Here is a 25,566-nt window from a genome sequence, read left to right as displayed (position 1 = left end):
GGACCGCGCCGGCACCGCCCGACCCGATCGAACAGTGAGGTTTCCATGACCCCGAGCCGCATCGCCCTCGGACGCCGCCAGGCCCTCGCGCTGGGCGGCCTCTCGCTTCTCCCCGGCGCGGCGCGCGGGGCGGAGGGATGGCCCGTCCGGCCGGTGAGCATCGTCGCGCCCTTCACCCCGGGCGGCCCGGTGGACGTGCTGGCGCGCGTGATCGCGCAGGGCATCCAGGCCGCCAGCGGCCGGCCCGCCGTGGTGGACAATCGCACGGGGGCCCAGGGCAACATCGGGATCGACGCGGTGCGGCGCGCCGCGCCGGACGGCCACACGCTGCTGCTGGTGCCGGCCGGCAACCTGACCATCAACCCGACCCTGATGGCCAACCTGCCCTTCGAGGTGGAGCGCGACTTCGCCCCGGTCAGCCTGCTCGCCACGGCGCCCAACGTCATCGTCTGCGCCAACGACCTGCCGGTCCGCAGCGTGGCGGAGCTGGTGGCCTATGCCGGGACGCGGCGCGACGGCGTGAGCTACGCGACGCCCGGCGTCGGCAGCCAGCTGCACCTAGCCGGCGAGCTGCTGGCGCAGAAGGCCGGGATCCGCATGCTGCACGTGCCCTATCGCGGCTCCAGCCAGGCTCTGACGGACGTGGTCGCCGGCAACGTGCAGCTGCTCTTCACCAACCTGCCGGCCGCGCTGGCGGCGATCCGCGCCGGGCAGGTGCGCGCCCTGGCCCTGACCACCGCCGCCCGCACGCCCACCGCCCCCGAGATCCCCACCCTGGAGGAGCTGGGGATTCCCGGCTTCGACATCACCTCCTGGTACGGGCTGCTCGCGCCGCGGGCGACACCGGACGCGACGCTGGAGGCCATCTACCGCGCCGTGCTCGCGGTGCTGCACGCGCCGGCCACGCGGACGGCCCTGGAAGCGCAGGGGCTGACCGTGACGGATGAAGGGCTGGCCGAGTTCGGCGCCCGCATCCGGCGGGAAACCGTGACCTGGGCCGAGGTCATGCGGCGCGGGAACATCCAGTCGGGGCTCTGAGGCGTCCCCCATCCCCGGAGCAGCCTCTGGAGCAGCCTCGGGCGTGAGCGCCGGCGCTGGGATCGCCGCACTCTATCTTCTCCTCACCGGCTTCCTGCCTGAAGCGCCGTGTTCGCCTGCACGGTCCCTTGAGAGGAACCGGCTGCTCGCCGGCACCCGGGCCACCCCGCGGCCAAACGGCCGCACCCGGCCCAGCGCAGCCTCTCGGAGGCGGCGGAGCTGGGAAGACGTTCCTCTCAGCCCCGGTATTCCCGCGGGGTCACGCCGGTTCCGCGCCGGAAAGCCGGTGCGAGTGGCCGGGACTCGCGTCCCCTCCGTCACGAAGCGGACAAGGAGGACGCTGATCCCACCCGGGCCGAAGGGCACGGTCATCAGCACGGAGGGGCCGGGAACCCTTGCAAGACCCGGTCAGATCCGGACAGCCGAAATGGGTGCCGGAGGCTTGGCGCAGCGAGGAGCGCGGCCCTTCACCGCGCGGACCTTCGTAGGCGCAGCATCATGCTGTCGAAGGCGTAGTCCGCCACCTGATGGTAGCCGTAGGAGCGGTCGCGGAAGGCGGTCTGGCTCTCCAGCAACTCCTTGAAGCGAGGCGACTGCGCGGACATCTCCGCGAAGACCTCCTGCGTCGTGCGGTAGAAGGCGTCCAGTACCTCGTTCGGGAAGGCGCGGAGCTGCGTGCCGTTGGCGACGAGGCGGTACAGCGCCTCCACATTCTTCCAGTCGTACTGCGCGAGCATCCACTGGGTCGCAGCACCGGAAGCGGCCGTGAGCACTGCCTGGTAGGACTTCGGCAGCTCGCTCCAGCGCTCGAGGTTGATGAAGGCGTGGAACACGGCGCCGCCCTCTCCCCAGCCCGGGTAGTAGTAGTAGCGCGCGACCTTCTCGAAGCCGAGCTTCGCATCGTCATAGGGCCCGACATACTCGACGCCGTCGATCGTGCCGCGCTCCAGCGCCGCGTAGATGTCGCCGGGCGCGATCTGCTGCGGCACCACGCCGAGCTTGGCCATCACGTTCCCTGCCAGGCCGGCGACGCGGAACTTGAGACCCCTCAGGTCCTCGACCGAGCGGATCTCCTTGCGGTACCAGCCGCCCATCTGATTCCCACTGTTGCCGAGCGGCAGGCCGTACACGTTATAGTCTTTCAGCAGGCGGTTGAGCATGTCGTTGCCGCCGCCGTGCAGGAGCCAGGCGGCCTGCTGCCGCGGGTTCAGCATGAAGGGCACGGTGGTGGTGAAGGCGAAAGCCGGATCCTTGCCGGTGAAGAACAGGCCCCCGGTATGCGCCATCTCCACGCTGTTCGACGACACGGCGTCCAGCGCCTGCAGCCCGGGAACGATCTCGCCGGCCGCGAAGGGCGTGATGCGGAACCGGCCGTCCGTCATCTCCCCGACAACCCGGGCGAGGTACTCGCAGGCGGAGTAGGTGACATCGAGCGCCTTGGGGAAGGAGCTGGTCATGCGCCAGCGGATCTCGGGCGCGGACTGCGCCAGGGCCGGGGCGGCGAGGGCGGGCAGGACGAGAGCGGGCGCCGCGGAGCCCGCGGCCATGAGGTGACGACGACGCATCGGGCGGAGCTCCTGGGTGGTCCGGGCCGGGACATTACAATAGCGGGACGGTGATGTTGCCCAGGGCAAATCAGCAAACTGCTTGTTGAAATCCTTCTTCCCGGTAAGATCGATGCTCGGAAGGCAACAAGTTGTCCATAGTTGGAGCAGGAACGAATGAGCGGTTCGATCGGCTGGAGCGGCGTGGTGTCCCACCTCCACATCACCCCCCGCGCCTTCCTGCCCATGCAGGCGCAGGAGGCGATCGAGCTGGTGGCCGGGGAGGGGATCGTGGGCGACCGCTACCGCATCGGCACGGAAACCGGCTTCTACTCCGAGAAGCCCGAGGAGGGCCGGCAGGTCACGCTGTTTGAGGCCGAGGTGCTGGAGGCGATCCTGCGCGACTACAGGATGGAGATCCTGCCGGAGGAGCACCGCCGCAACGTCACCACCCGCGGCGTGCCGGTGAACCACCTCGTCGGCCAGCGCTTCCGCCTCGGCGGCTGCGTGGTGGAGGCGACGCGGCTCTCCATCCCCTGCCGCCACATCGAGGAGATCCTGGGCAAGCCGGTTTTCGACCCGCTGGTCCACCGCTCCGGCCTGAACTGCAAGATCCTGGAGGGCGGCACGCTGCGCCTGGGCGACGCCATCCGGCCGCTCTAAAGCCTTCCATGCCCCGCCACATCGAACTGCGCGTCGCGGAGGCCCGTCCGGCGGGCCCGGGCATCCTGCGCGTGACGCTGCGCGACCCGGATGGATGGCCGCTGCCGCGCGTGAGGCCCGGGGCGCACCTGGACCTGCACGTGCCCGGGGTGGGGCCGCGCGCCTACAGCCTGTGCGGCGATCCGGCGGTGCAGGATTCCTGGACAGTGGCGGTGAAGCTGGAATCGGAATCGCGCGGCGGCAGCGCCTGGGTGCACGCGCTGGCGCAGGGCGACGCGGTCGCGGCCTCCATGCCCCGCTGCACCTTCCCGCTGGCGGAAGGGGCGGTGCGGCACGTGATGGTCGCCGGCGGGATCGGCGTCACGCCCTTCCTGGCGATGGCCCCGGTGCTGGAGCGCGCAGGGGCGGACTGGACCCTGCACCTGCTGCACCGGGGCGGCCTGCCCTGCCCGGAGGAGCTGGCGCCGTGGCTGGAATCCGGCCGCGCCGTCGCGCATGACACGGCCGCCATGCCGCGCCCCGGCCTCGAATCCCTCCTCGGCCCGCACCGGCCGGGGCTGCAGGCCTATTGTTGCGGCCCGACCGCGATGATCGAGAGTTTCGAGCGCGCCACGGCCGCCTGGCCGACGGGCAGCGCGCGGGCGGAGCACTTCGTGCCCCCGGTGCTGCCGCCGGATCCGGATGCGCGGCCCTACACGCTCGTGCTGGCGGGCAGCGGCGCCGCGGCGGAGGTGCCCGCGGGCGGGAGCATGCTGGTGGCGCTGCGCGCGCTCGGCGCGAAGGTCGAGGCCTCCTGCGAGGGCGGGATCTGCGGCGCCTGCAAGCTGCGCTGGCTGGAGGGGGCGCCGGTCCACCGCGACCGGGTGCTGACGCCGCAGGAACGCGAGACCCACCTGATGGCCTGCGTCGCCGGCTGCGCCTCCGGGCGGCTGGTGGTGGAGGCGTGAGCGCGAGCCTCCGCAGGCCGGCGCCCGACCGGGATGCCGCCCGCACGGCAGAGCTCGGCGCGCGGCTGCGCGCCTTGCGCCAGGCGCGCGGGATCACGCTGGACACGCTGGCCGAGGCCGCCAGGCTGGACAAGGGCTACCTCTCCCGGCTGGAGCGGGGGCTGAAGAATCCCTCCATCGCCACCGTCCTGCGCCTCTCGGAGGCGCTGGAGGTGCCGGTGGCCGAGCTGTTCGGAGAGCGCCTGGCCGAGCACGCGGTGCGCGTCACCCGGGCGCGGGACCGCCTCGCGGTCTCGGCCGCGGAGAGGGGCGTGAACGGCGTCGAGGCGCTGAGCCGCGACGGCGCCGCGCTGGAGGCCTTCGTCCTGCACCCCGCCGCCGAGTTCAGCGCGGACGGCCATGCCGAGCACGCGGGCGAGGAGCTGTTCTTCGTGCTGCGCGGAACGGTGGAACTGCGCTTTGCCGACCGCGGCTTCGTGCTGGAGATGGGCGACTGCGCCCAGTTCCCCGGCCACCTGCCGCACCGCATCCGCCGCGTCGGGCCGGAGCCGGCCTCGGCGCTCGTCGCCGTCGCCCGGCCGGTGCAAGGCCGGAGGAGCAGCCGCCAGGGGTGACGGCCTTCCCGGGGCCAGGGCCGCTGCGGCGGGTGCGACATCCCAGAAGCAGTTCTCCTCGGACGATGCCGCCACCGCGCCTGTCCAGCGGCCAGCTTCCGGGCAGGATCGGTAGCCCCGGGGCCGTTCCCCGTTCAGCGACACTGCGTAGCGTGGGGAGGCCATACCGGAGCGAAAACGGGGATGCCAATGTCGGCGGGCCGCGCACCCGTTCCGGCCGCGCTGGTCCAGCCTTCCGATGATGGAGAACCCGCCATGAAGTTCCGCAACGGCCTCGACTCCCTGCTCCGCCCCGAGGACTCCGTCATCGTCCTGATCGATCACCAGCCCTTCCAGATGACCAACCTGCACAGCCACGACCCGCAGATGGTGATCAACAACACCGCGGCGCTGGCGAAGGCGGCCAAGGGCTTCGGCGTGCCGACGATCCTGACGAGCGTCATCGCCCGGCAGGGCGGCCTGATCTTCCCGCAGATCACCAGTGTCTTCCCCGACCAGGAGGTGATCGACCGCACCTTCATCAACACCTGGGAGGACCGGACGGTGGTGGACGCCGTGAAGGCGACCGGCCGCAAGCAGCTGATCATCGCGGGCCTCTACACCGAGATCTGCGTCGCGATGCCCGTCATCCAGGCCCTGGGCGAGGGGTGGGACGTCACCGTCGTCACCGACGCCTGCGGCGGCGTCTCCGTGGAGGCCCATGAGGTCGCCGTCCAGCGCATGCTCTGGGCGGGCGCCAACGCCATGACCTGGATGGCGGTCGTGTCGGAGTGGCAGCGCGACCACGCGCGCCGGGAGACCGGCAAGGTGCTGATCGACGTCTTCAAGGAGCATGGCGGGGCGACGGGCGTCGCCTTCCTCTGGGAGCAGCAGCTCCTGAACACCCCGGTCGCGGCCGAGTAGGGCTTCCCGCCGGGCGATCCGTCCTTCCCGACGGATCGCCGGGTTCCCGCGCCGACCCGCCATCCACAGCAATCGCCGCGGCGCGCGTGACGATGCCGGGGAGCGGCGATTCCCTGTCCCCCGATCGCTGGCCCCGGCGCGCCGGCCGACAGCCTTGCAGCCCGGAACAGCCGAACGAGGCAAGCCCATGATTGAGATGATCATCGACCAGCAGCGCCGGAGCCTCGGAGGGCCCATCGAGGTCGGGCGCGTGCTGCCCTTCGCCAAACGGCAGATGGTCGGGCCCTTCATCTTCTTCGACCATATCGGACCGGTCGACCTCACGGCCGGGATCGACGACAGCGCGGACGTCCACGCCCATCCGCACATCGGCCTCTCGACCGTCACCTACCTGTTCTCGGGCGAGCTGATGCACCGGGACAGCCTCGGCTACGAGCTGCCCATCCGTCCGGAAGAGGTGAACTGGATGACGGCGGGCCGCGGCATCACGCACAGCGAGCGCTTCGAGAGGGCGCGCGCCGTCGGCGACCGGATCCATGGAATCCAGGCCTGGGTCGCCCTGCCGAGGGAGCACGAGGAGACCGCGCCGGCCTTCACCCACTACGAGAGCGGCGACCTGCCGTTCTGGGATGCCGCCGCGGTCCGCGGCCACCTCATCGCCGGCAGCGCCTACGGCCTGACGTCGGGGGCGAAGACCCACTCGCCGCTCTTCTACGCCCATCTCGAGATGCGGGCGGGTGCGAGGGCGGAGATCCCGGGCGGGTACAGCGAGCGGGCCGTCTACGTCGCCACCGGCGCGGTTGAGCTCGGGGATCGGCGCCTGGGAGCCGGGCAGATGGCCGTGGTCACCCCGGAGGCGTCGTCCATACGCGCCGCGGAGCCGTCGACCGTGATGCTCCTGGGCGGCGAGCCGGTCGGGGAGCGGTTCCTCTACTGGAACTTCGTGTCGTCCTCGCAGGAACGGCTCCGCCAGGCCGCGGAGGATTGGAAGGCCGGCCGCATCAAGCTGCCCGACGCGGATGACCGGGAGTTCATCCCCTTGCCCGATGCCGCGCGCATCAAGCTCCCCGTCCGGGCGTGAGCGACAGGGTGGCCCGGGCCGACCCTGCAGATCCGGCCGTCGCCAGGGTGCACGGCGTGCCGGACCTCGTCCTGGGCAGGGCGCGGGCGCGCATGGAGGAGACGCCCTACGAGGTCACGATCGAGGTCGGACGGCACGTCATCGTCGCCGATGAGCCGGAGGCGCTGGGCGGGAAGGATGCGGGACCGGCGCCTTTCGGCCTCCTCGTGGCCGCGCTCGGCGCCTGCACCTCGGCGACGCTGAAGATGTACGCCGGGAAGAAGGGCTGGCCGCTGACCTCCCTCGGCGTGGAGCTGCGATACCTGCGCTCCTGTCACGGCGGCGCCGACCGGATCGAACGCATCCTGACGGTCGGAGGGCTCGACGAGGCCCGGGCCGCTAGGCTCGCGCAGATCGCGGAGCGCACGCCGGTGACCCTCGTCGTCAAGGGCGGCGCCGCGGTCGACACCACCCTCTCGAGAGGTCCGGCATAGCGGCAGGATTCCGCGCCCCGGCTGCACGGGCCCTGCAGCGCGCCGGCAATCACGGCACCGGCCGGACCGCTGGCTGAGGGGGCAGTCCCCTGCGCCCGGCGATCGGCCACGGCCCGCGCACCCCACCAACATCGGATAGGAGAGACGGCAGAATGGCGGAATCGAGCCTCGCGGAAACCATAGGTCCGGCGGCCGTGCTGATGGGCGCGGCCGTCGTCGCCGTGCCCATGTTCCGGGGGCTCGGCCTCGGATCCGTCCTGGGCTACTTCGCCGCCGGAATGCTCGTCGGCCCCTCCGTTCTGCGGCTGTTCGACGACGCCCACTCGATCCTCCACTTCTCCGAGCTCGGCGTGGTCATGTTCCTGTTCATCATCGGGCTGGAGCTGCGCCCCGGGAAGCTGTGGGCGATGCGCGGGCAGATCCTCGGGCTGGGGCTGGTCCAGGTCTTCGTCGCCATGACCACGCTCACGGCCGTCGGGCTGCTGCTCTTCGGCCTCGCGGGGCCGGTGGCCTTCATCGCCGGCGCGGGCTTCGTGCTGTCGTCGACCGCGGTCATCATGTCGATGCTGCAGGATCGCGGCGAGATCTCCGGCGCGGAGGGCCAGAGATCCGTCGCCATCCTCCTGTTCGAGGACCTGATGATCGTGCCGCTGCTCGCGGTGGTCGCCTTCCTGTCGCCGCTCGCGGGCGGGCAGGGGGGACTGTCCGACGTCCTCGTGGCGGCCGGGGCCCTCCTGCTGCTCCTCATCGTGTCGCGCTGGGGGCTGAACCCCTTTTTCGGCCTTCTCGCGAGGGCGCGGACGCGCGAGGTGGGAACCGCGGGCGCGCTCCTGGTCGTGCTCGGCGCGGCCCTGCTCATGGACGCGGCGGGGCTGTCGATGGCCATGGGCACCTTCCTCGCCGGCGTCATGCTGTCCAGCTCGAGCTACCGCCACCAGATCGAGAGCGACGTGGAGCCGTTCCGCGGACTGCTCATGGGCCTGTTCTTCCTCGCGGTCGGCATGTCTCTCGACCTGGCCGTCGTCGCGGCGGAGTGGCCGTTGCTGCTGGCCCTGCTCTCCGCCTTCACGGTCGCCAAGGGCGTGGCGGTGTACGGCGTGGCGCGCGTCTTCGGCACCGGCGGCCGTCAGGCGCTTCACCGCACCTCGATGTTCCTGCAGGGCGGCGAGTTCGCCTTCGTCCTCTACGCGGCGGCGGCGTCGGGCGGGGTCATCGACGCGAGGGAGAGCGCGCTCTTCTCCACGGTCATCATCCTCTCCATGGCGATGACGCCCCTCCTGATGATCGCCGCCGACCGGCTGCTGCGCGCGGAGGTCTCCATGGAGGGCGTCGAGAGCGCGGTGGACCTCAAGGGCAGGGTCCTCATGATCGGGTTCGGCCGCTTCGGCCAGATCGCGTCCCAGGCCCTCCTGTCCCGCGGCGTCAGCCTCTCCGTCATCGACTTCAACCCGGACCGCATCCGCGATGCGGCGCGCTACGGGTTCAAGGTCTATTTCGGCGACGGGACGCGGCTGGACATCCTGCGCCAGTCCGGCGCGCACCAGGCGGATGCAGTCATGGTCTGCATCGACGACGCCAAGGCGGCCATGCAGGTCGTCGGCCTGGTCCGGGGCGCCTTCCCGCAGGCGAAGCTGCTCGTCCGGTCCTACGACCGCGGCCACGCCGTGGAGCTGATCCGCGCCGGCGTGGACTACGAGGTGCGGGAGACGGCCTGGTCCGCCTACCAGATGGGCGCGGCGGGCCTGCGGGCGCTCGGCCACGCCGAGGTCGACGTGGAGGAGACCATGGAGGATACCCGCAGGCGCGACGCGGAGCGGCTCGCCGAGCAGGTCCAGGGCGACGACATGTCAGGGCTGGACCGGATCCATCTCGGCCCCGCGCCCGAGCCCCTGGTCCCCGAGCCCCTGACCAAGGTGGCGGCGCCCCGCTGAGCGCCGCGCGAGGACCGGCTTGCCGGCCGGTCCCGGGTTGGTGCAGCGAGGGCATGGACGATAACTCCACGGCGGCAGGACGTGCGGAGCATCCCGCAGATCGGACCCGCACCTCGGTCCGCAGAACCTAGTCGATCGCCGACAGCGCCACGTCGTAGACGTTGAACGGCCTGAGCGCCGCGCCGCCCGGCATCCGGCTGAACTGGGTGGCCACGACGAACAGCCGTCCATCGGCCGCGAACGCCGTGGCCGGGGCGACCAGCCGCGCGTCCCTCAAGCGGCCGACGACCGATCCCGACGCGAGGCCGGGCGCAAGGTCCACGGCGACGATCTCGCTGGTGCCCTGCAGCGTCGCGTAGAGGCGCTGCCCGACGAGGACCAGCCCGTCGCCGCCGGTCAGCAGCGCGCCACCCAGGTCGATCCGCGTCACGGCCCTGGTCGCGACGTCGATCCGCCATAGCAGGCCCGTGTTCATCTGAACCGCGATCAGCGTCCCGCCATCAGGGGTCGAAACGATGCCGTTGAGGTTGGGCCCCTCGCCGTAGGTGATGGCGGGTTCCAGCTGCAGCCAGGGCTCGAGCGCGCCGATGCCGTCGCCGTGGCGGCCGACCCTCCACAGGATCGGCCGGGAGGAGTCGGTGACGTAGGCGGCATCCGCGGTGATCGCCAGGTCGTTGAGCAGGCCCGGGGGCCCCTCGCTCCGGCCGAGCGTCGTCACGGTCCGGCCGGTCCCTGCGTCGACGACGTGGAGGTTCCCGCGGGCGCCGCCGGCGATCCACAGCCGGTTGCTCCCGTCCAGCTTCATGCCGAGGGTGACCGGGAAGCTGTCCGCCCCGGCCGGGGCGAGCCTTCCGCCGGGAACGACGAGCGTGGCGGCGTTGTCGCCGATCCTCACCCTTGCCACGGCGCCGTCATAGGCGCTCGCGACATAGTAGACGCCGTTCTCGCGGTCGTGGGCGATGCCCTCCGGATACGCGATCGTGTCCGGCAGGGCCCGCGCGGAGAGCGCCGCGGCGGTGCTGCCGCCCAGCTCCTGCGACGGGACATCGCTGCCGGACAGGATCAGCCCGGCGAGCGCGGTGGACAGGATGCGGGAGATCATGGGGGGCGCGGGTCCTCTTGGGCCTGACGTTGAGCTCTGGGCGCCCGGCACCCGTCGCCGGTCCGCAGGACCGCGAGGGATGCCCGAGCCGTTCGGCCGAGTGGCCGGGAGGACGGCGTGACGGGGTTCCGGAAGGAAGGCGCGGTCACGCCGTCAGGGCAGGCCGTAGACGATGACGCTGCTGCGCGTGACCGGGATGGGCCACACCCCGCCGCCGTTCCCGACGGCCGCGGCGACCAGTTGCTGCTCGCCTACCCTGTAGGTGACGATGCCACCGCCGACCGGCTGCCCCACCTCGTCGTTCCACAGCCGGCGGCCGCTCTCGGCGTCGAGGGCGAAGAGGTTCCCGGCGAGGTCCGACGCGAAGACCAGCCCGCCCGCCGTGGGCGTCACCCCGCCGAGGACGGGTTTAGGCGCCTCCAGGCGCCAGCGCACCGCGCCGGTGTCGGCATCGAAGGCGGTAAGCCAGCCACGGGCCGTCGACCAGTCCGCCATCGCCTCGTTGATCGGCTCGACCACGCCGAGCCAGATGTCGCCGGTCGCGGGGGTCGGGGTGCCGCGGGGCTGGAGCGTGAACGACGTGCACCAGTCGACCGTACCGACGAAGAGCGTGTTGAGCCGGGGATGGAACGCGGCCCCGTTCCACTCGGTTCCGCCGAACATGCCGGGGCAGAAGCGCGTGGGACGGTCGCGCGACAGCGGGACATCGACGTTCTCCCGCGTCGTCGTCGGCCGCGCGTAGAGCAGGGGAAGGCCCGCCGCGAGATCGGTGCGGTCCAGCACCGACAGCAGGCCGTCCTTGTTCGCGGAGGCGACGATCCGCCGTCCGGCGGCGGTCGTGACGAGGGCGGGCGCGGCGCTCACGCCCCAGTCGTGGTAGTCGCGCCTCACGATCTGGTTGTGGGTGACCCGCCGGCCTGTCCTGCCGTCGATCGCGATGATGGAGTTGACGTAGAGGTTGTCGCCCTCCCGGAGCTCGATGTCGAAATCCGGCGCGGGGTTTCCGGTCGGGGCGTAGACGATGCCGGTCTCCTCATCGTAGCTCAGCGACACCCACACGCCCCCGCCAGACAGGGGATTGCCCGGCGGCACGCGCCAGGTGGCCCGCACCTCGGGCGTGTCGGGCACCACCTCGAAGCGCCAGAGCATCTCGCCCGTCGCCGCGTCGTAGGCGTAGACGTGGCCGGTCACGCCCGCGCGGTCGCCCCCGGCATTGCCGATGAACACCTTGCCGTCCGCGGCGATCGGCGCCATCGGGATGGTGACGCCGGGGCCCGCGTCCGGGATCCGCGCAGTCCAGAGCGTGCGGCCGTCCTCGGGCGAGAGCGCCAGGACGTCGCCCTCCATCGTTCCCCGGAACAGCCTGCCGTCCAGATAGGCGAGGCCGCGGTTCGCGGAGACGACGCCCTCGCCGGTCAGCACGGGGTGCGTCACGCGCCAGCGCTCCGCACAGGTCGCCGCGTCGATCGCGAAGGTGGCGCCGGGCGAGGTGAAGTAGAGGACGCCGTCGATGACCAGCGGGCCCGTCTGGAAGGATGTCGGCGCGGGCAGGGCGTACTCGCATTTCCGGACGAGTCCGGCGACGTTCCCGCGGTTGACCTGATCGAGCCGCGAGAACCGGTCCGAGGCCAGGGTCCGGTTGTAGGCCGGCCAGTTGCCATCGTCGTCCGCGGGCCGGCCGCTGCCAGCGGCATCGGCCCCGGCAAGGGCCAGCGACCACATGGCGAGGGCCGAGGCCGTGAGAGATCGGGCAAGCGGTCGACGTCCGGGCATTTCAGGGCTCCTGGTGTGATGGCATGGCGGGGGACGGCGCTCCGCGACGGGTGGCGGGTGCTCGGGAGGTGGCTCGCCGGCGGCGCCCGGCGATCGCGGGGCGGCGGCGCCCCAGGGGTCGCTAGTTCTGTGGGCTCGCCGACACGTCCCGGGACGTGGCACCCGTGCCGCGTCTCGTCCGAGGATCGGCACGCGCGACCACCGGGGTGTCCAGGCTCCGCGGCGCGAATGAGGGGATCGTTCCGAACATCGTCTCCGGCCGAAGGCTCGATCGAACGGCCGAAGCTTCGCGTCCGGCCTGTCCGAGGGGAAGATTCGCCTTCCGTGAAGCCGCGTCGCGCCTTGGGGAACGAGCAGCGCCGGGAACGCGCCATGATGGGCGGAGGCGGACGTCGTCGCTGGGGGTGCGGACATGTCCGATCGGCCGGAGACGTGTCCCTGCCTGAGCGCGGCCGGCGCCCGGTCCTCATCGGGCACGGCTACGGAACGGCGCCTACCCGCAGCGGGGCCCCGCGCAGGTCGGCGTCATGCCCTCAGGCCTGCTCGCCGGGATTGCAGTGCTCGATCAGCAACTCGGTGAGCACGCGGATCTTCCGCGAGGGGTTCTGCCCTGGCGGCCGCAGGACGTAGGCGCCCGCCGGGGGAAGCGGGTGCTGGGGCATGACCTCGATGAGCGCACCGGATTCGATGTGCTCATCGACGAAGTCGGACGGTAGGTAGCCCAGGCCTATGCCGGCGAGCGCGGCCGATACCAGGGCCGTGCCGTTATCGGCCTTGAAGCGGCCTTGCGGACGCACGCTGACGACCCTGCCGCGGTCGAGGAACTGCCAGGACTCGGTGCCCTGCATGAGTGCCTCGTGGCCGGCGATCTCACCCGGGGTCGCCGGCGCGCCCCGCGCCCGGAGGTAGGCCGGGCTGGCCACGAGCTTTCCCGTGACCGGGCCGACGCGCCGCGCGACGAGGTTGGAGTCCTGCAGGTAGCCGACCCGTATCGCGCAATCGAACCCTTCCGCGACCAGATCGACGAAACGGTCCGTGTAGCAGGTCTGGATGTGGAGCTGCGGATGGCGCCGCGCCATCTCGGCCAGCGCCGGCGCGAAGTGCTTCGGGCCGAAGGTCAGCGGCGCCGACACGCGCAGGCGGCCGCGGAGCTCACCCTCCGGCACGATCGCCTCCCTCGCCTGGTCCGTGTCGGCCACCGCCTTGGCCGCGTACTCGCGGAAGGCGGTTCCGGCCTCCGTGAGGGCCATGCCGCGCGTGCTGCGCGCCAGCAGCTGGACACCCAGCTCCGCTTCCAGACGCGCGATGCCACGGCTGATGATCGACTTGGACAGGCCAAGGCGACGCGCCGCATGGGAAACGCCGCCGGCATCCGCCACCTCGACGAAGGTGCGGAGGTCTTCAGTGTCCATTCGGCGTTCCTCGGACCGTGACGCGAGATCCCGGGATCGAGTGGTAACGCGCCGATGGCGGGAATGCGAGCCTTCGCCGGCCGCCGAAGCGTGCTCGCGCCCCGGCCCACCGTTTCGGATGTCCAGCGCCTGCCCCCTTCCGCCTGCCCCGGACAGGTCAGGCCGGAAGCGAACCACCGCACCCGCCGCCCGGGAGGTCACACCCCCGGCGGTTCATCCGCTTGCCGGACGCGACCGGACACGATGCGGAAGCAGGAATGGGCCGACCGGCTCATCAGGGGCCGCCGCTGACGTCGATGGTCTGTCCGCTGACATAGGCGCTGGAAGGCAAGGACAGGAAGAGAACGGCGTTGGCGACGTCCTCTCCCGTTGCCGGACGGCCGGCGGGGATGTGCCCGGTGAGCCGGTGCTTCTCCTCCGGGGGCAGGGCATTGTAGCGCCGCGTGATCTTCGCCTCCGGGCCGGGCAGCGTCAGCCCGGGCGAGACGATGTTGGCGGTGATGCCGTCCGCGCCGAGGTCGTTGGCCAGCTGCCGCGTGAGCCCCACCAGGGCCATCTTCGCCGTGATGTAGGGCAGCCGCCCGCGCATCGTGCCGACCGGGCCGTGGAAGCCGTTCCGCAGGGTCGAGGAGATGTTGATGATCCGGCCCTGGCGCGCCGCGCGCATGGACCCCACCAGCCCCCGGCAGAAGCGCATCGCCGCGGAAAGGTTCAACGAGAGCACGTGCTCCCACTGCTCATCCGTCAGCGTCTCGATGTTGTCGCCGGGCTCGTCCCCGCCCCCGCCCGCGTTGTTCACGAGGATGGAGACGGGCCCCATCGTGTCCAGGATGGCCCGGCAGGTCTCCGCGACCTGGGGGGAGGAGGTGACGTCGCAGGCGAAGGCCTGGGCGCGCTGTCCCGGCGCGACAAGGCGGGAGAGGTCCACCGGCCGCACGTCCACGGCGGCCAGGTTCGCCCCGGCGGCCGCCAGGGCGCGCGCGATCACGGCCCCGATCCCCTCCGCCGCGCCGGTGACGACGGCGAGGCGGCCGTGCAGCGGCGCCGTGCTCACGCGGCCTCCGCCATCAGCCCGTCCTGGAAGGCGGTCAGGACGTGCAGGAAGGGTTCCGGCTGCTCGCGGAAGGGGAAGCTGCCGCTCCGGTTGATCAGGTGGAACTGCGTGGCCGGCTGGTGCTGCGCGATGATGCGGAAGAGCCAGAGCATGTGGTCGCGGGAGACGAGCGGATCCTCCGCCGCCGCGATGATCTGGGTGGGCACGGGGAAGGCACCCTCCCGCGCCGCCCGGAACACGCCGAACTTGGCCCGCATGATGCTGCCGCCCAGGGCGGCTGCCGCGGCCGGGTCCGCCATGCGGCGCAGCGCCGCCCGGTGCGCCTCGCCCTCCGCCGCCGCCACCGCCCCGTCCAGCAGCGCGGCATCGATGTGGTGATGGGCGTAGGACATGCGATCGAAGGCCCAGAACTGCGCCTGGCGCGTGGTGGCGGGCGTGGGCGCGCCGAGGAAGGTGAGGTTGTCCACCCCGTCGCCGCTCGGCGCCGCGGCCGCGCTGGCGACGATGGCCAGGGAGGCGAGGAGGCCCGGCTGGTCGAGCGCCACCAGCGCCCCGACCAGCCCGCCGATGTCGTGCCCGACGAGGTGCACGGGGCCATCCGCCACGGCGGCGATGGCCGCGGCCGCGTGGCGTGCCATGATCTCCACCGTCAGCGGCCCGTCGCCGGCGGGGGTGCCGCCGCTGCCGGGGGAGTCGATCGCGATCACCCGGCGCGCGCGGGCCAGGACCCCGGGCAGGGCGCCCCAGAGGTGCGACCCCCCGGCATAGGGCACGAGACCGGGCGTGCCGCCGTGCAGCAGCACCACAGCCGGGCCGGGCCCGGTGCCGCCCTGGAGAATTTGGGTGGAAATGCCGTCTGCCTGGATGGTGCGGGAGGCGAGTTCGGTCACGGGCGGATCCTCAGCGCGCACTGTGGAGATCGACGAAACCGGCGAGCAGCGCGTTGAAGCGCTCGGGGTGCTCCCGGTAGGGGAAATGGCCGGACTCGTTGAACACGTTGAAGGTGGTGCGGCGCTCGTGCCGGGCGATGCGCTCGAACAGCTCCATCCCGCGCTCCACCAGCGCGGTGCGGTCGTTGAAGCCCCAGATCACCTGGGTCGGGCGCTGCAGCCGGCCCTCGTCGATCCAGGTGAGCGTCTCGCGCTTGTACCGGGCGAGGTCGGGCAGGAAAAGGCGGCCGCCGAGGCCCTCGCCGACGATCTTGTCCACCCCGCGCCGGTAGTTCGGGTCTGAGAGCGTCTCCATCACCACGTCCATCCAGGCTTCCGTCACCACCTCCTTGCGGAAGCAGTAGTTCTCGTAGACCCAGCGGGCGGATTCCCGGGTGAAGGGCGGGTGCGGCGGGCGGGCCAGGACCACCTCGTTCGTGCCGACGCCCGGGCTGAGCGTGCCGCTGGTGACGATGGTCAGCGACCGGATGAGGTCCGGCCGCTCCATCGCGAGGCGCGCGGAGGCGAAGCCGCCCCGGGAATGGCCGACGATGTGCACGGGCGGCAGCCCCATCGCCACCAGGAAGTCGCGAATATGCGCGACCACGGCCCCCATCGTGTAGTCCTCGTCCCGCAGCGGCGGATCGGTGAAGCCCTGGCCGATCTTGTCGGGCACCACCACGCGGAAGCGCCGCGCCAGCGGCGCGACCTGCATGTTCCAGGCATAGGCGGAGGAGGCGGAATCGGCGCCGCCGAAATTCCCGCCGTAGATGAGGACCAGCGTCTCCGGCCCTGCTCCCGCCTCGTGGTAGGCCGTGCGGACGCCGCCGACATCGATGAACTGCCGGGGCGGGAGCGGGAGGGGATCGGCCGGCTTTCCCTGGCCCAACGTCACGACATCCATCACCTGTCTCCCTGCGGCGCGCGGCGGCAGTCCAGCATATCAGTAGATAACTATCAATCTTCTTGTCCTGGCCTCGGCGCTCTGCCTATCCTGCGGCCCGCACACGCCGACGACGGAGATGCCCATGCCCGGCCGCCCCCGCTTCCCCCGCGAATGGACCTGGCCGGGCGGGCACCGCGTGGCCGTGACGGTCGGCCTGCCCTTCGAGGCCTTCATCAACCAGAGCCAGTTCAGCTACATCGGCACCCCGGGGAAGAAGGACAACTTCTCGCTCTCCTACGGCGATTACGGCTGGAAGGCGGGCATCTGGCGCATGCTGAACGTGCTGGACGAGTTCGGCGTGAAGGCCTCCATGTCCACCAACGGCCTAGCGGCGGAACGGCACCCGGAGATCGTGCGCATGTGCGCGGAGGAAGGGCACGAGGTGAACGGCCATGGCTGGGCGAACGACGTCTACGCCAAGGACGCCTCGCCGGAGGTGGAGCGCGAGGAGATCCGGCGCTGCACGGAGGTGCTGGAGGGGGTGACGGGCATCCGACCCGTGGGCTGGAGCAGCCCGGGCAGCACGGGATCGGACCACACGGCGGCGCTGCTGCGCGAGCAGGGCTATCTCTGGCACGGCGACGACGTGAGCGACGACCTGCCCTTCCTGGAGGGCACGCCGCACGGGCCGCTGGTGATCCTGCCGCGCCAGGCGCTCTCCACCAACGACATCAGCCACTGGGTCCTCTCCCGCAACCCGCCCTCCGTGATGTGGGAGGGGTTCAAGGACACCTTCGACGCGATCTACGCCGAGGCGCAGCACGAAGGGCAGGGGCGGTGGATCGACATCACGCTGCACGCCCACATGGCCGGGCGCCCGACGCTGATCCCGACCATCCGCCGCATGCTCTCCTACGCGAGGTCGCATGAGGGCGTGTTCCACCCGCGCAAGCGCGACATCGCTGAGATGGCACTGGAACGGCTGAAGGGCTGACCGGCGCGGCGCCCCTGGCGCGGACCCCTCCTGAAAGGACGATCCCGATGACGATCGCAAGCAGTCTGCGCGGCACCCTCGCGGCCGCCCTTCTCGCCAGCGCCGCCTTCCTGGCCACGCCCGCGCAGGCCCAAGGGCAGGCCCAGCGGCAGGAGCGGCCGATCCGGCTGGTGCTGAATGTCGGGCTGCAGACGCTGGACCCGGTGATCGGCCCCTTCGTGACGCGCAACTTCGCCTACATGGTCTTCGACACCCTCGTCGCCATGGACAGCAAGGGCGAGTACCGGCCCCAGATGCTGGAGGGCTGGCGGATAAGCGAGGACGGGCTGACCTGGACCTTTGTGCTGCGCCCGGGGCTCGAGTTCAGCGATGGCGCGCCCGTGACGGCAGAGGATTGCGTCGCGTCGCTGAAGCGCTGGGGCGCCAGGGACGCGCTCGGCCGCCGCCTGATGAACGCGACGAAGGAGATGCGGGCCGTCGATCCCCGCACCTTCGAGATCGTGCTGTCCCGCCCCTTCGGATCCGTGATCGAGGCGCTGGGCAAGCCGAGCGTGCAGACGCCCTTCATCATGCCGGCGAGGATTGCCGGCAGCACGCCGCCGGGCACGCCGGTGGCGGAGATCGTCGGCTCCGGTCCCTTCCTCTTCCTCAGGGACGAGTGGATCCCGGGCGAGCGCGCGGCCTTCGTCCCCAACCCGCGCTACCGGCCGCGCGACGAGCCCGCGGACGGGCTGGCGGGCGGGAAGGTGGCCCGCGCCTCGCGCGTCGAGTTCGTCACCATGTCCGATCCCGGCCTCCGCGCCGCCGCCATCCAGCGCGGCGAGGTGGATTACCTGGAGTACGCGCCCACCGACTTCATCGCCCGCTTCGGGCGCGACCGGAACCTGGTCCTGGCGCGGGCGCGGGGCCCGGCCGAGATCATCGCCGCCATCAGCATGAACCACCTGCAGCCGCCCTTCGACAACGTGCTGATGCGCCGCGCCGTGCAGATGGCGATGGACCGGCCGGAGATCATCGCGGCCGAGGGCGTGCCGGAGAGCCTCATGCGCACGGACTGCGTCACGATCTACGGCTGCGGCACCTTCTACGCCAGCGAGGAGGGCAGCGACCTCATCCGAGACACGAGCCTGGAGCGGGCGCGCGCCCTGATCCAGCAGGCCGGCTACAGGGGCGAGCGCATCGTCTACATGCAGCCCGCCGATTCCGCGCTCATCAACCCGATCGGGCTGGTGATGATGGACCGGCTGAAGCGCGCCGGCCTCAACCTGGATGTCCAGACCTCGGACTGGTCCTCCCACGCGCAGCGCTGGATCCGCAATGCCACGGTCGACCAGGGCGGGTGGAACCTGCTGCCCATCATCTTCACGGGATTCGACGTGGCCAACCCGCTGAGCAACTTCGGCGTCGGCTTCAACTGCACGAACATCCAGCCCTGGAGCTTCTGCAACCCCGACCTCGCCAAAGCCCTGGAGCGCTTCGAGGCGGAGCAGGATCCAATCCGTCGCCGGGTGATCGCGGGCGAGATGCAGCGCATCTCCTTCGAGCAGGCTCTGCTGCCGATCGGCGGGCAGTTCGCCAGCCCCGCCGTGTGGCGGGCGGAGCTGCGGGGCGTGATCGACTTCGGTTTTCCCGTGATGTGGAACCTGGAGCGCGCCGGGCGCTGAGGGTTCGGTCGGGGCGGCCTCCAGGGGGAAGAAGGAATTCTCCCCCCTGGAACCCCCATCATCTTTCTCTACAGGGCTGCCGCGGCATGCGACGCTGGATGCGCGCCTGAGGTCATTGACCTCAGGCGACCATCAGGCCCGCCCGGGCCGACACGGTGCCGAAAAGCGCTCGGTGCTGCTAAGCGATCATCGCATCCGCGGTAGCCCGATGCAGGTCCAGGAGCCTCAGGCTCCTGGCGGAGGGTTCCAGGGAGGCAGCGCCTCCCTGGGGCCGCCAGGGAACCCGATCAGGCCGCGTGGCCGGATGCCGGCCGGAAGGGCTGGCGCAGGCCGCGGGCCTCCAGCAACGGCAGGATATCGCGGTTCATGCGGCGCAGACCGTCCGCGAAGTCGACCCAGGTGAAAAGGATGCCGTCCAGCCCGGCGTCGGAGAGCTCGTGGAGCTTGGCGGCGATGGCCTCCGCGGTGCCGACGAAGCGGGTGCCGCCGCCACCGGCCGCCAGGCCCCGGCGCATGCGGGAGAGCACGTCGGAGGGCTGGCCCTTGCTGTTGGCGACGTTGCCGCTGATCCAGCCGTCGAGGCTCTCCTCGTCGGCCATCTCGACGGAGTAGTGCTGCAGGTAGCGATCGGCTTCCTCCTGCGTGTCGCGCTGGACGACGGGGGCGTAGGTCCAGACCTGCACGGTGCGGCCGAACTCCTCTCTCGCGAAGGTCTTGTAGTCGGCGATCTGGCGCGCCCAGTCCTCGGGCTTCTCGGAGTGGAGAAGGATGAAGCACATGTCTCCGTGCTCGCAGGCGAAGCGGCGGCCGATGTCGGAGCCGCCGGCGCACATCACGGGCGGGCGCGGGCGCTGGACGGGCCCGGGCATGGACATGCCGCCGGTGACCTTGAAGAACTCGCCCTCGAAGTCGAACTCCTCCTCGCTGGTCCAGAGCCGCTCGATCACGGCGAGCCATTCGGCGAGGTGGGCGTAGCGGTCCGTGTGCTCGCGCAGGGGCGCCCCGAACATCTCCAGCTCCGGCCGGTTCCAGCCGGCCACGACGTTCAGGCCCAGCCGCCCGCCGGAGATGACGTCGATCGTCGCGCACTGCTTGGCGGCGGCGATCGGGTGGATGGTCGGCGCGTGGCTGGTGGTGACCACGGCGGCGTGGGTCGTGGCCTGCGCCAGGCCCGCGCAGAAGGTGAAGGGATCGAGGATGATCCCCGCGGGGTGGGAGACGCGGCCGGGGATGTAGCCCTTCCAGCGGGCATAGGCGACAAGGGCCTCGTAGCCCGCCCCGTCGGCCAGCCGGGCCGCCTCCAGCACGTTGGGCCAGGTGGGCTTGTAAGCCTCCGGCACCAGCGTGTGGGCGGAGCCTTTCCCGTTGAGGCCGAACACGCCGATCTTCAGGCGGTTCGGGCCGAAGATGGGATTGGTGGCGTTCATGGCTCCTCCTCTGCCCGGCGCCGGACCGATCGCGGCGGGCGGGCCATCATGGCACAAGAAAGATAGATAACTACCTATTTTCCATTCGTCCTGGCGGCGAAGGGCTTCATGGCCTAGGAGCGGCGCTGTTCATGGAGAGACCGATCTTGCCGAAGCGCACCCTCCCCAGTCCCGGCCCCGGTCCCGGTCCCGGCCCCAGGATGCCGGAGCCCGCACGGCCGGACCCGCGCGGCAGCACCGTGGCGGCGGGCAGGCAGGAGCGTGCGCGCTGGCCGGCGAGGAAGCGGCAGGAGCTCTACGCCGGCCCCTGGAACATCGGCTTCCAGTTCCGGGACCTGCACCGCATCTTCCGCGGGCGGGTGCAGGACACGCTGCGCCAGCACGGCTCCTCCGTCTCGCACTGGGGATACCTCTGGGCCCTCTACGAGGAGGACGGGCTGGCGCAGAACGAGCTGGCCCGGCGCGTGCGGCTGATGGGTCCCTCCGTGGTGGTGGCGCTGAACCAGATGGAGCGGCTGGACCTGGTGCGCCGCCAGCGGAGCGAGACGGACCGGCGGGTGGTGCACGTCTTCCTGACAGAGAGGGGGCGCAGCATGCGCCGGGACATGATGCAGGTCGCGGTCGCCGGGAACGAGGCGGCCCTGCAGCACCTCACCAACAGCGAGGTGGAGCAGCTCCTGTCGCTGCTGGCGAAGGTCAGGACCGGCCTCGAGGAGGAGCAGGACGGGCCGCACGCCCCCGGGTGACCCGCCCCGCTGGCCGCGAGGTGTCAGGACCGGTCAGCCGCTGCAGCCGGGGTGCTGGGACCGGCCGGGCCGGACAGGGCCCGCTGCGCCCCGCGAAGGGTGCTGCCCAGCATGGCCTCCAGCGCCGCGATCGCCGGCCCCGGCCGTGCCAGCGGGATGACCGCCGCGACGTAGTGGTCCGGCCGGAGGAGGAGGGCGCAGCCCTGGTGGCGCGGGAAGGCCAGCGCCGCGTCCGTCTCCCGCACCACCGCCACTCCGGCCACGTCGGGCATCGCCCCTCCCGCGGGCAGGACGGCCACGCGCACCGCCCCCAGCGCATCCCAGAGCGGCGCGTCCAGCCGCGCGAACTCCGCCGCCGGATCCGCGGTGCGGAGGAGCAGGACGAAGCGGTTGCCCAGCACCTCGTCGAGCAGCACCTCCCGCCCGTCCGGCAGCGCGACGAGGGGCTGCGGCAGGAGCCGGCCGACGGGCGAGCGGCGGCCGCGGCCGTCCGGCAGCAGGAAGCCCTCATGGAAGCGCGGGGGCGGCTTGTAGCGCATCTGCGCCACGTAATCGCGCGCCGGCGGCCATATGCCGAGGGCACGGAAGCCCGCCTGGGTGAGCGCCCCGTGCAGCCAGCTCCGCGGCGCCATCACCTTCCCCATGCTGAGCGCCAGCCGCACCATGCCCCAGATGTGGTCGCGGCGCTCTGTCTCGTAGCTGTCCAGGAGGCCGGGGCCGAGCCGGCCCTCCAGCACGGCCGCGAGCTTCCAGGCCAGGTTGTGCGCGTCGCGGATGCCGCTGTTCATGCCCTGCCCGGCAAAGGGCGGCGTCAGGTGCGCCGCATCCCCCGCCAGGAACACGCGCCCGAAGGCCCAGCGCGGCGCCACGCGCGCGTGGAAGCGGTAGACCACCTTGCGCCGCAGCGCCGCGCGCGGGTCGGCGCCGTGGTCGCGCAGCAGGCGCTCCACGGTGGCGGGGGCGAGCATCGCCTCGTCCGTCTCGCCGGGCATGAGCTTGAACTCGAAGCGGCGCGTGCGGTCGGGGCCGGGCAAGGTGATGCAGGGGCGGCGCCGGTCGCAGAAGACCTCGGTGTGCTTCGTCGTGTTCTCGTTGTTCTCGAGATCCAGGATGAGCCAGCGCTCGTCGAAGGTCGTCCCCTCCAGCGCCACGCCCTGCAGCTCGCGGACGCGGCTAGACGCGCCGTCGCACCCGACGAGGTAGTCGCAGGTGACCTGGCGCCGCGTGCCCCCGGGGCCTTCGAGTTCCAGCGTCGCGCGCGCCTCGTCCTGCGCGTAGCCCAGCAGCCGCCAGCCGTAGAGCGTCTCCACCCGCGGGAAGCGGCCCAGCGCCGCGCGGAGCTGCCCTTCCAGGACCGGCTGGCGGAAGGCGTTGCGGCGGGGGTAGCCGTAGGGGCGGCCGGTCGGCTCCACCCGCGCGAAGACCTTGCGGCGTGCGGTGTAGTAGTGCGAGCCGTAGCCGGTGACGACGTGCCGCAGCACCTCGGCCACCACCCCGGCGGCCTGCATGGTCCGCAGCGATTCATCGTCGATGGACACGGCGCGCGGCTCCTGCACCGTCGCCGCGTTGCGCTCCACCAGCAGCACGGCCACGCCGAAGCGGCCGAGGAGGTTCGCCAGGGTCAGCCCCGTCGGCCCGCTGCCGATCACCGCGACCGGATAGTGCCGCCCCACCCCGTCCATCGCACCGCCCTCTCCCCGTCCCGCCGCCCTCAGCCGGCGGCCTCGTCCGCCACGCCGTTCTCCAGCAGGCCCACGCCGTCGATCTCCACCTCCACCCTGTCGCCGGGCTTCAGCCACAGGGGCGGGCTGCGCTTGGCGCCCACGCCGCCCGGCGTGCCGCTGGCGATGACGTCGCCGGGCTCCAGCCGCGTGAAGGCGGAGAGGTAGGCGATCTGCGTGGGGATATCGAAGATCATTTCCCCCAGCCGCGCGTCCTGCACCACCGCACCGTTCACGCGGGTCTGCAAACGCCGGGCGTCCAGATCGGGCAGCTCGTCCGGCGTGACCATCCAGGGGCCGAAGGCGCCGGTCCCCGCGAAGTTCTTGCCCGGCGTGAACTGGTGCGTGTGGCGCTGCCAGTCCCGCACGCTGCCGTCGTTGTAGCAGGCGTAGCCCGCGACATGGGCGAAGGCGTCGGCCTTCGCGATATGGCGGCCAGGGGTGCCGATGATCACCGCCAGCTCGCCCTCGTAGTCCAGCTCCGTCGAGACGCGCGGACGGATGAGGTCCGACCCGTGGCCGATCTGGCTGTTGGCGTAGCGGGCGAAGATCGTGGGGTGCCCGACCTCGCTGCGACCCGTCTCCTTGCGGTGGTTCTCGTAGTTCAGCCCAATGCAGAGGATCTTGTCGGGGTTCGGGATCACCGGCAGCCACTCGACCGCGGAGAGCGCGTGGCGCGGCGCGCCGCCGGCGCTGCCGCGCAGCTCGGGCAGGGCACCCGCGGCGATGGCCGACTTCAGGTCGGGCAGCCGGCCGCGCAGCACGGCGCCGAGGTCCACCACCGCCCCATCCTCGACCAGGCCCCAGCTCTCCGTGCCGCCAATGCGGAAACTCGCAAGCTTCATGATCGTCGTCCTTGTCGGTCGCTGTCACGTCAGGTCCGGAGGATGCCGTGGCCCCATAGGTTGAGGCTGCGCTCCTCGTGCGGCCATTCCCCCGCCGGGCGGCCGTAGACCACCTCCAGCTCGGCGCTCACCTCGATCCAGTTCCCGTCCGGGTCCTCGATGAAGAGGAAGAGGTTGTTGCCGGGCCCGTGCCGGCCGGGGCCCCAGATGATGCGGATGCGCCGGTCGCCCATGCGGTCGCACCAATCCTTGATCACGGACCAGTCGCCGGCCTCGTAGCTGTGGTGGTCGATGCCCTGCCGGCTGTGGCGGAAGCAGGCCATGGTGTGGTGCTCGTGGTTCGAGCGCATCCAGCAGGTCTGCACCCTCCCCTCGGCGTCGCGCACGTAGTCGCTGGTGAGGAAGCCCAGCGTGCCCGTGTAGAAGGCCTCGATCGCCTCCGGCTGTTGCGTGGCGAGGGTGAGGTGCTGCAACGGCCCGCGCAGCCCCTTGCGCGGCGGCTCCGCCCCCCCGAGCCCGAAGGCCACCGTGTTGCCGTCCGGGTCTCTCACCGCGAAGGCCTCGGCGCCGAAGAGCGGGCTGGGGGAGGGCAGGATCGCCGCCCCCTGGACCTCCGCGCGGGCGCGGATGGCGGCCAGCCCCTCGCCGTCGCGGCAGGCGAAAGCGCAGTAGCCGAGAGTCTTGTCCGCACCCCTGGCGAAGAGGACCCGTCGCCCCGGTCCCTCGGCGATCCAGCCCTCCCCGTCCTGCGGGCGGGCCGTCATGTCCATGGCGTCCGCGTAGAAGGCGGCGAGCCCTGCGGGATCGCCGCTGAGGAGCTGCATGTGGTGCAGGTATGTGCCCGCGCTGACCGCTGTCGACATCGTCGGCTCCCTCACGTGAGAGCCGATATGAAGCGTCAGCGGCAGCGATGCAAGACGAAATTATCGAATTACGATAATTAGGATGCTACGGCCCGCTGATGGCAGGGCTTCTGGCGGAGAGTTGGCACTGTGGATGCCGCCCGCTCGCCGCGGCTGCCCGGCCAGCACCTCAGCCCGGCACCTGCCCCAGCCGCCGGAGCTCCTCCGTCATGATGTTGGCCGTGGAGACGACCAGCAGCGTCAGCCGCCGCTCGGTCGCGTCGTCCAGTGCGGCCTCACTGACCACGAGGCTCAGGCTCGCCACCAGCGCCCGCTCGGGCACGGGAACGGGGGCGGCGATGCCGACCACGCCCTCATCCACCTCGCCGCGGGTGATGCAGTAGCCGCGCCGGCGGATGGCCGTCAGCTCCGCGCGCAAGGCCACCGGCTCCGGCGCCAGCGGATGCGGATCCACCTCCGTCTCCAGCAGCCGGTTCAGCCGGCGGGAGGGGAGCTGCGCCAGGATGACCTTGGAGGTGGCGCCGCGCAGCATCGGCCGCGGCCGCCCGCGCTCGTAGCTCGTCCGCACGGCCGCCCCGGGGGGCGCGGCATCGGCCACGCACATCACCTGCCGGCCAAAGAGGCGCGCGAGCACGGCGACGGCCGGGACGCGCGCCTGGGCCACGATGTCGGGCAGCAGCTCGCCGCCGATCCGCACGATCGGGTCCGTGGTCCGGATCAGGCGCTCGAAGGCGATAAAGGCGGAGCCGAGGCGGTAGTGGCCCTCCAGCGCGGGCTCCAGAAAGCCCTCCGCCATCAGCTCCCGCACGGTCCGGTAGATCGTGCTGGAGGGGACGCCGAGCGCCTCCGAGATGGCGGGGATGCTCCAGTCGCTGCGCCCCTCGTCGAAGAGGTTGAGCAGATCCGCGTAGCGCTGGAAGCCGCTCACGCTGCCGCCCTTCGCCCGTGCGTCGCGT

Annotated in this window: 23 protein-coding genes; 11 read left to right on the top strand and 12 right to left on the bottom strand. The window is 71.8% G+C overall.

Annotated features, from left to right (window positions below; all coding sequences use genetic code 11):
• Window positions 1-45 precede the first annotated feature (45 nt).
• A complete protein-coding gene (locus VQH23_RS05140; protein ID WP_338664549.1) occupies window positions 46-1,038 on the top strand; it encodes a tripartite tricarboxylate transporter substrate binding protein in 993 nt (330 codons plus the stop codon).
• Between the two features lie 467 nt (window positions 1,039-1,505).
• On the opposite strand, the gene VQH23_RS05135 is transcribed toward VQH23_RS05140, so the two are convergent.
• Window positions 1,506-2,603 (bottom strand): TRAP transporter substrate-binding protein DctP, encoded by a 1,098-nt coding sequence (locus VQH23_RS05135; RefSeq protein ID WP_338664548.1) that lies wholly within the window; start codon window positions 2,601-2,603, stop codon window positions 1,506-1,508.
• A gap of 156 nt (window positions 2,604-2,759) precedes the next feature.
• Here VQH23_RS05135 and VQH23_RS05130 point away from each other — a divergent pair, with 156 nt between their 5' ends.
• The 7 genes from VQH23_RS05130 (at window position 2,760) to VQH23_RS05100 (ending at window position 9,194) form a co-directional block, all read left to right on the top strand.
• Complete coding sequence (locus VQH23_RS05130; RefSeq protein WP_338664547.1) at window positions 2,760-3,245, top strand: MOSC domain-containing protein; 486 nt, start codon at window positions 2,760-2,762, stop codon at window positions 3,243-3,245.
• Between the two features lie 8 nt (window positions 3,246-3,253).
• On the top strand, window positions 3,254-4,192 hold the full coding sequence (locus VQH23_RS05125; RefSeq protein WP_338664546.1) for a PDR/VanB family oxidoreductase: 939 nt from the start codon (window positions 3,254-3,256) through the stop codon (window positions 4,190-4,192).
• The gene (locus tag VQH23_RS05120) at window positions 4,189-4,806 is read left to right on the top strand and encodes an XRE family transcriptional regulator (RefSeq protein ID WP_338664545.1); all 618 of its coding nucleotides are present in this window, start codon (window positions 4,189-4,191) and stop codon (window positions 4,804-4,806) included. The genes VQH23_RS05125 and VQH23_RS05120 overlap by 4 nt, the downstream gene beginning before the upstream one ends.
• 255 nt (window positions 4,807-5,061) lie before the next feature.
• Entirely contained in the window at window positions 5,062-5,709 is a 648-nt protein-coding gene (locus VQH23_RS05115) for a hydrolase (RefSeq protein ID WP_338664544.1), read from the top strand.
• Between the two features lie 187 nt (window positions 5,710-5,896).
• Window positions 5,897-6,790, top strand: coding sequence for a pirin family protein (locus VQH23_RS05110; protein ID WP_338664543.1), 894 nt, complete (start codon window positions 5,897-5,899; stop codon window positions 6,788-6,790).
• Window positions 6,787-7,263, top strand: a complete 477-nt coding sequence (locus tag VQH23_RS05105) for an OsmC family protein (RefSeq protein WP_338664542.1) — start codon at window positions 6,787-6,789, stop codon at window positions 7,261-7,263. Before VQH23_RS05110 ends, VQH23_RS05105 begins: the two co-directional genes overlap by 4 nt.
• Before the next feature lie 152 nt (window positions 7,264-7,415).
• The gene (locus tag VQH23_RS05100; protein ID WP_338664541.1) at window positions 7,416-9,194 is read left to right on the top strand and encodes a monovalent cation:proton antiporter-2 (CPA2) family protein; all 1,779 of its coding nucleotides are present in this window, start codon (window positions 7,416-7,418) and stop codon (window positions 9,192-9,194) included.
• 127 nt (window positions 9,195-9,321) lie between these two features.
• Here VQH23_RS05100 and VQH23_RS05095 read toward each other — a convergent pair whose 3' ends face one another.
• The 6 genes from VQH23_RS05095 to VQH23_RS05070 all read right to left on the bottom strand — a co-directional run bounded on the left by VQH23_RS05095 (window position 9,322) and on the right by VQH23_RS05070 (window position 16,368).
• Entirely contained in the window at window positions 9,322-10,296 is a 975-nt protein-coding gene (locus VQH23_RS05095; protein ID WP_338664540.1) for a hypothetical protein, read from the bottom strand.
• Window positions 10,297-10,449: 153 nt separating this feature from the next.
• The gene (locus VQH23_RS05090; protein ID WP_338664539.1) at window positions 10,450-12,069 is read right to left on the bottom strand and encodes a PQQ-binding-like beta-propeller repeat protein; all 1,620 of its coding nucleotides are present in this window, start codon (window positions 12,067-12,069) and stop codon (window positions 10,450-10,452) included.
• A 533-nt stretch (window positions 12,070-12,602) separates the two neighbouring features.
• The gene (locus VQH23_RS05085) at window positions 12,603-13,481 is read right to left on the bottom strand and encodes a LysR family transcriptional regulator (protein ID WP_338664538.1); all 879 of its coding nucleotides are present in this window, start codon (window positions 13,479-13,481) and stop codon (window positions 12,603-12,605) included.
• 274 nt (window positions 13,482-13,755) lie between these two features.
• The gene (locus VQH23_RS05080; RefSeq protein ID WP_338664537.1) at window positions 13,756-14,535 is read right to left on the bottom strand and encodes an SDR family NAD(P)-dependent oxidoreductase; all 780 of its coding nucleotides are present in this window, start codon (window positions 14,533-14,535) and stop codon (window positions 13,756-13,758) included.
• Complete coding sequence (locus tag VQH23_RS05075; protein ID WP_338664536.1) at window positions 14,532-15,425, bottom strand: alpha/beta hydrolase; 894 nt, start codon at window positions 15,423-15,425, stop codon at window positions 14,532-14,534. The genes VQH23_RS05080 and VQH23_RS05075 overlap by 4 nt, the downstream gene beginning before the upstream one ends.
• A 10-nt stretch (window positions 15,426-15,435) precedes the next feature.
• Window positions 15,436-16,368: an alpha/beta hydrolase gene (locus VQH23_RS05070; RefSeq protein WP_338664535.1), complete on the bottom strand. Its 933-nt coding sequence runs from the start codon at window positions 16,366-16,368 to the stop codon at window positions 15,436-15,438.
• 124 nt (window positions 16,369-16,492) lie between these two features.
• Between VQH23_RS05070 and VQH23_RS05065 the strand changes: the two genes are divergently transcribed.
• A complete protein-coding gene (locus VQH23_RS05065) occupies window positions 16,493-17,344 on the top strand; it encodes a polysaccharide deacetylase family protein (RefSeq protein WP_338664534.1) in 852 nt (283 codons plus the stop codon).
• A gap of 47 nt (window positions 17,345-17,391) precedes the next feature.
• Entirely contained in the window at window positions 17,392-19,008 is a 1,617-nt protein-coding gene (locus tag VQH23_RS05060) for an ABC transporter substrate-binding protein (protein ID WP_338664533.1), read from the top strand.
• A 287-nt stretch (window positions 19,009-19,295) separates the two neighbouring features.
• On the opposite strand, the gene VQH23_RS05055 is transcribed toward VQH23_RS05060, so the two are convergent.
• Window positions 19,296-20,435, bottom strand: a complete 1,140-nt coding sequence (locus VQH23_RS05055; protein WP_338664532.1) for an LLM class flavin-dependent oxidoreductase — start codon at window positions 20,433-20,435, stop codon at window positions 19,296-19,298.
• Between the two features lie 131 nt (window positions 20,436-20,566).
• Between VQH23_RS05055 and VQH23_RS05050 the strand changes: the two genes are divergently transcribed.
• Window positions 20,567-21,181 carry a MarR family winged helix-turn-helix transcriptional regulator gene (locus VQH23_RS05050; protein WP_338664531.1) on the top strand — a complete coding sequence of 205 codons (615 nt, stop codon included), beginning with the start codon at window positions 20,567-20,569 and terminating at the stop codon, window positions 21,179-21,181.
• A 23-nt stretch (window positions 21,182-21,204) separates the two neighbouring features.
• Here VQH23_RS05050 and VQH23_RS05045 read toward each other — a convergent pair whose 3' ends face one another.
• The 4 genes from VQH23_RS05045 to VQH23_RS05030 form a co-directional block, all read right to left on the bottom strand.
• Window positions 21,205-22,863, bottom strand: a complete 1,659-nt coding sequence (locus VQH23_RS05045) for a bifunctional 3-(3-hydroxy-phenyl)propionate/3-hydroxycinnamic acid hydroxylase (RefSeq protein WP_338664530.1) — start codon at window positions 22,861-22,863, stop codon at window positions 21,205-21,207.
• 29 nt (window positions 22,864-22,892) lie between these two features.
• Complete coding sequence (locus VQH23_RS05040; protein WP_338664529.1) at window positions 22,893-23,747, bottom strand: fumarylacetoacetate hydrolase family protein; 855 nt, start codon at window positions 23,745-23,747, stop codon at window positions 22,893-22,895.
• A gap of 29 nt (window positions 23,748-23,776) precedes the next feature.
• Entirely contained in the window at window positions 23,777-24,610 is an 834-nt protein-coding gene (locus VQH23_RS05035; RefSeq protein WP_338664528.1) for a VOC family protein, read from the bottom strand.
• Window positions 24,611-24,779: 169 nt separating this feature from the next.
• A complete protein-coding gene (locus tag VQH23_RS05030) occupies window positions 24,780-25,538 on the bottom strand; it encodes an IclR family transcriptional regulator C-terminal domain-containing protein (RefSeq protein WP_338664527.1) in 759 nt (252 codons plus the stop codon).
• Between the last annotated feature and the right edge of the window lie 28 nt (window positions 25,539-25,566).

Origin of the sequence: Pararoseomonas sp. SCSIO 73927, from assembly GCF_037040815.1 — a bacterium.
Lineage (GTDB): Bacteria > Pseudomonadota > Alphaproteobacteria > Acetobacterales > Acetobacteraceae > Roseomonas.
Note: the sequence above shows the minus strand (reverse complement) of the source record. Positions and strands in the feature narration are given on the sequence as shown.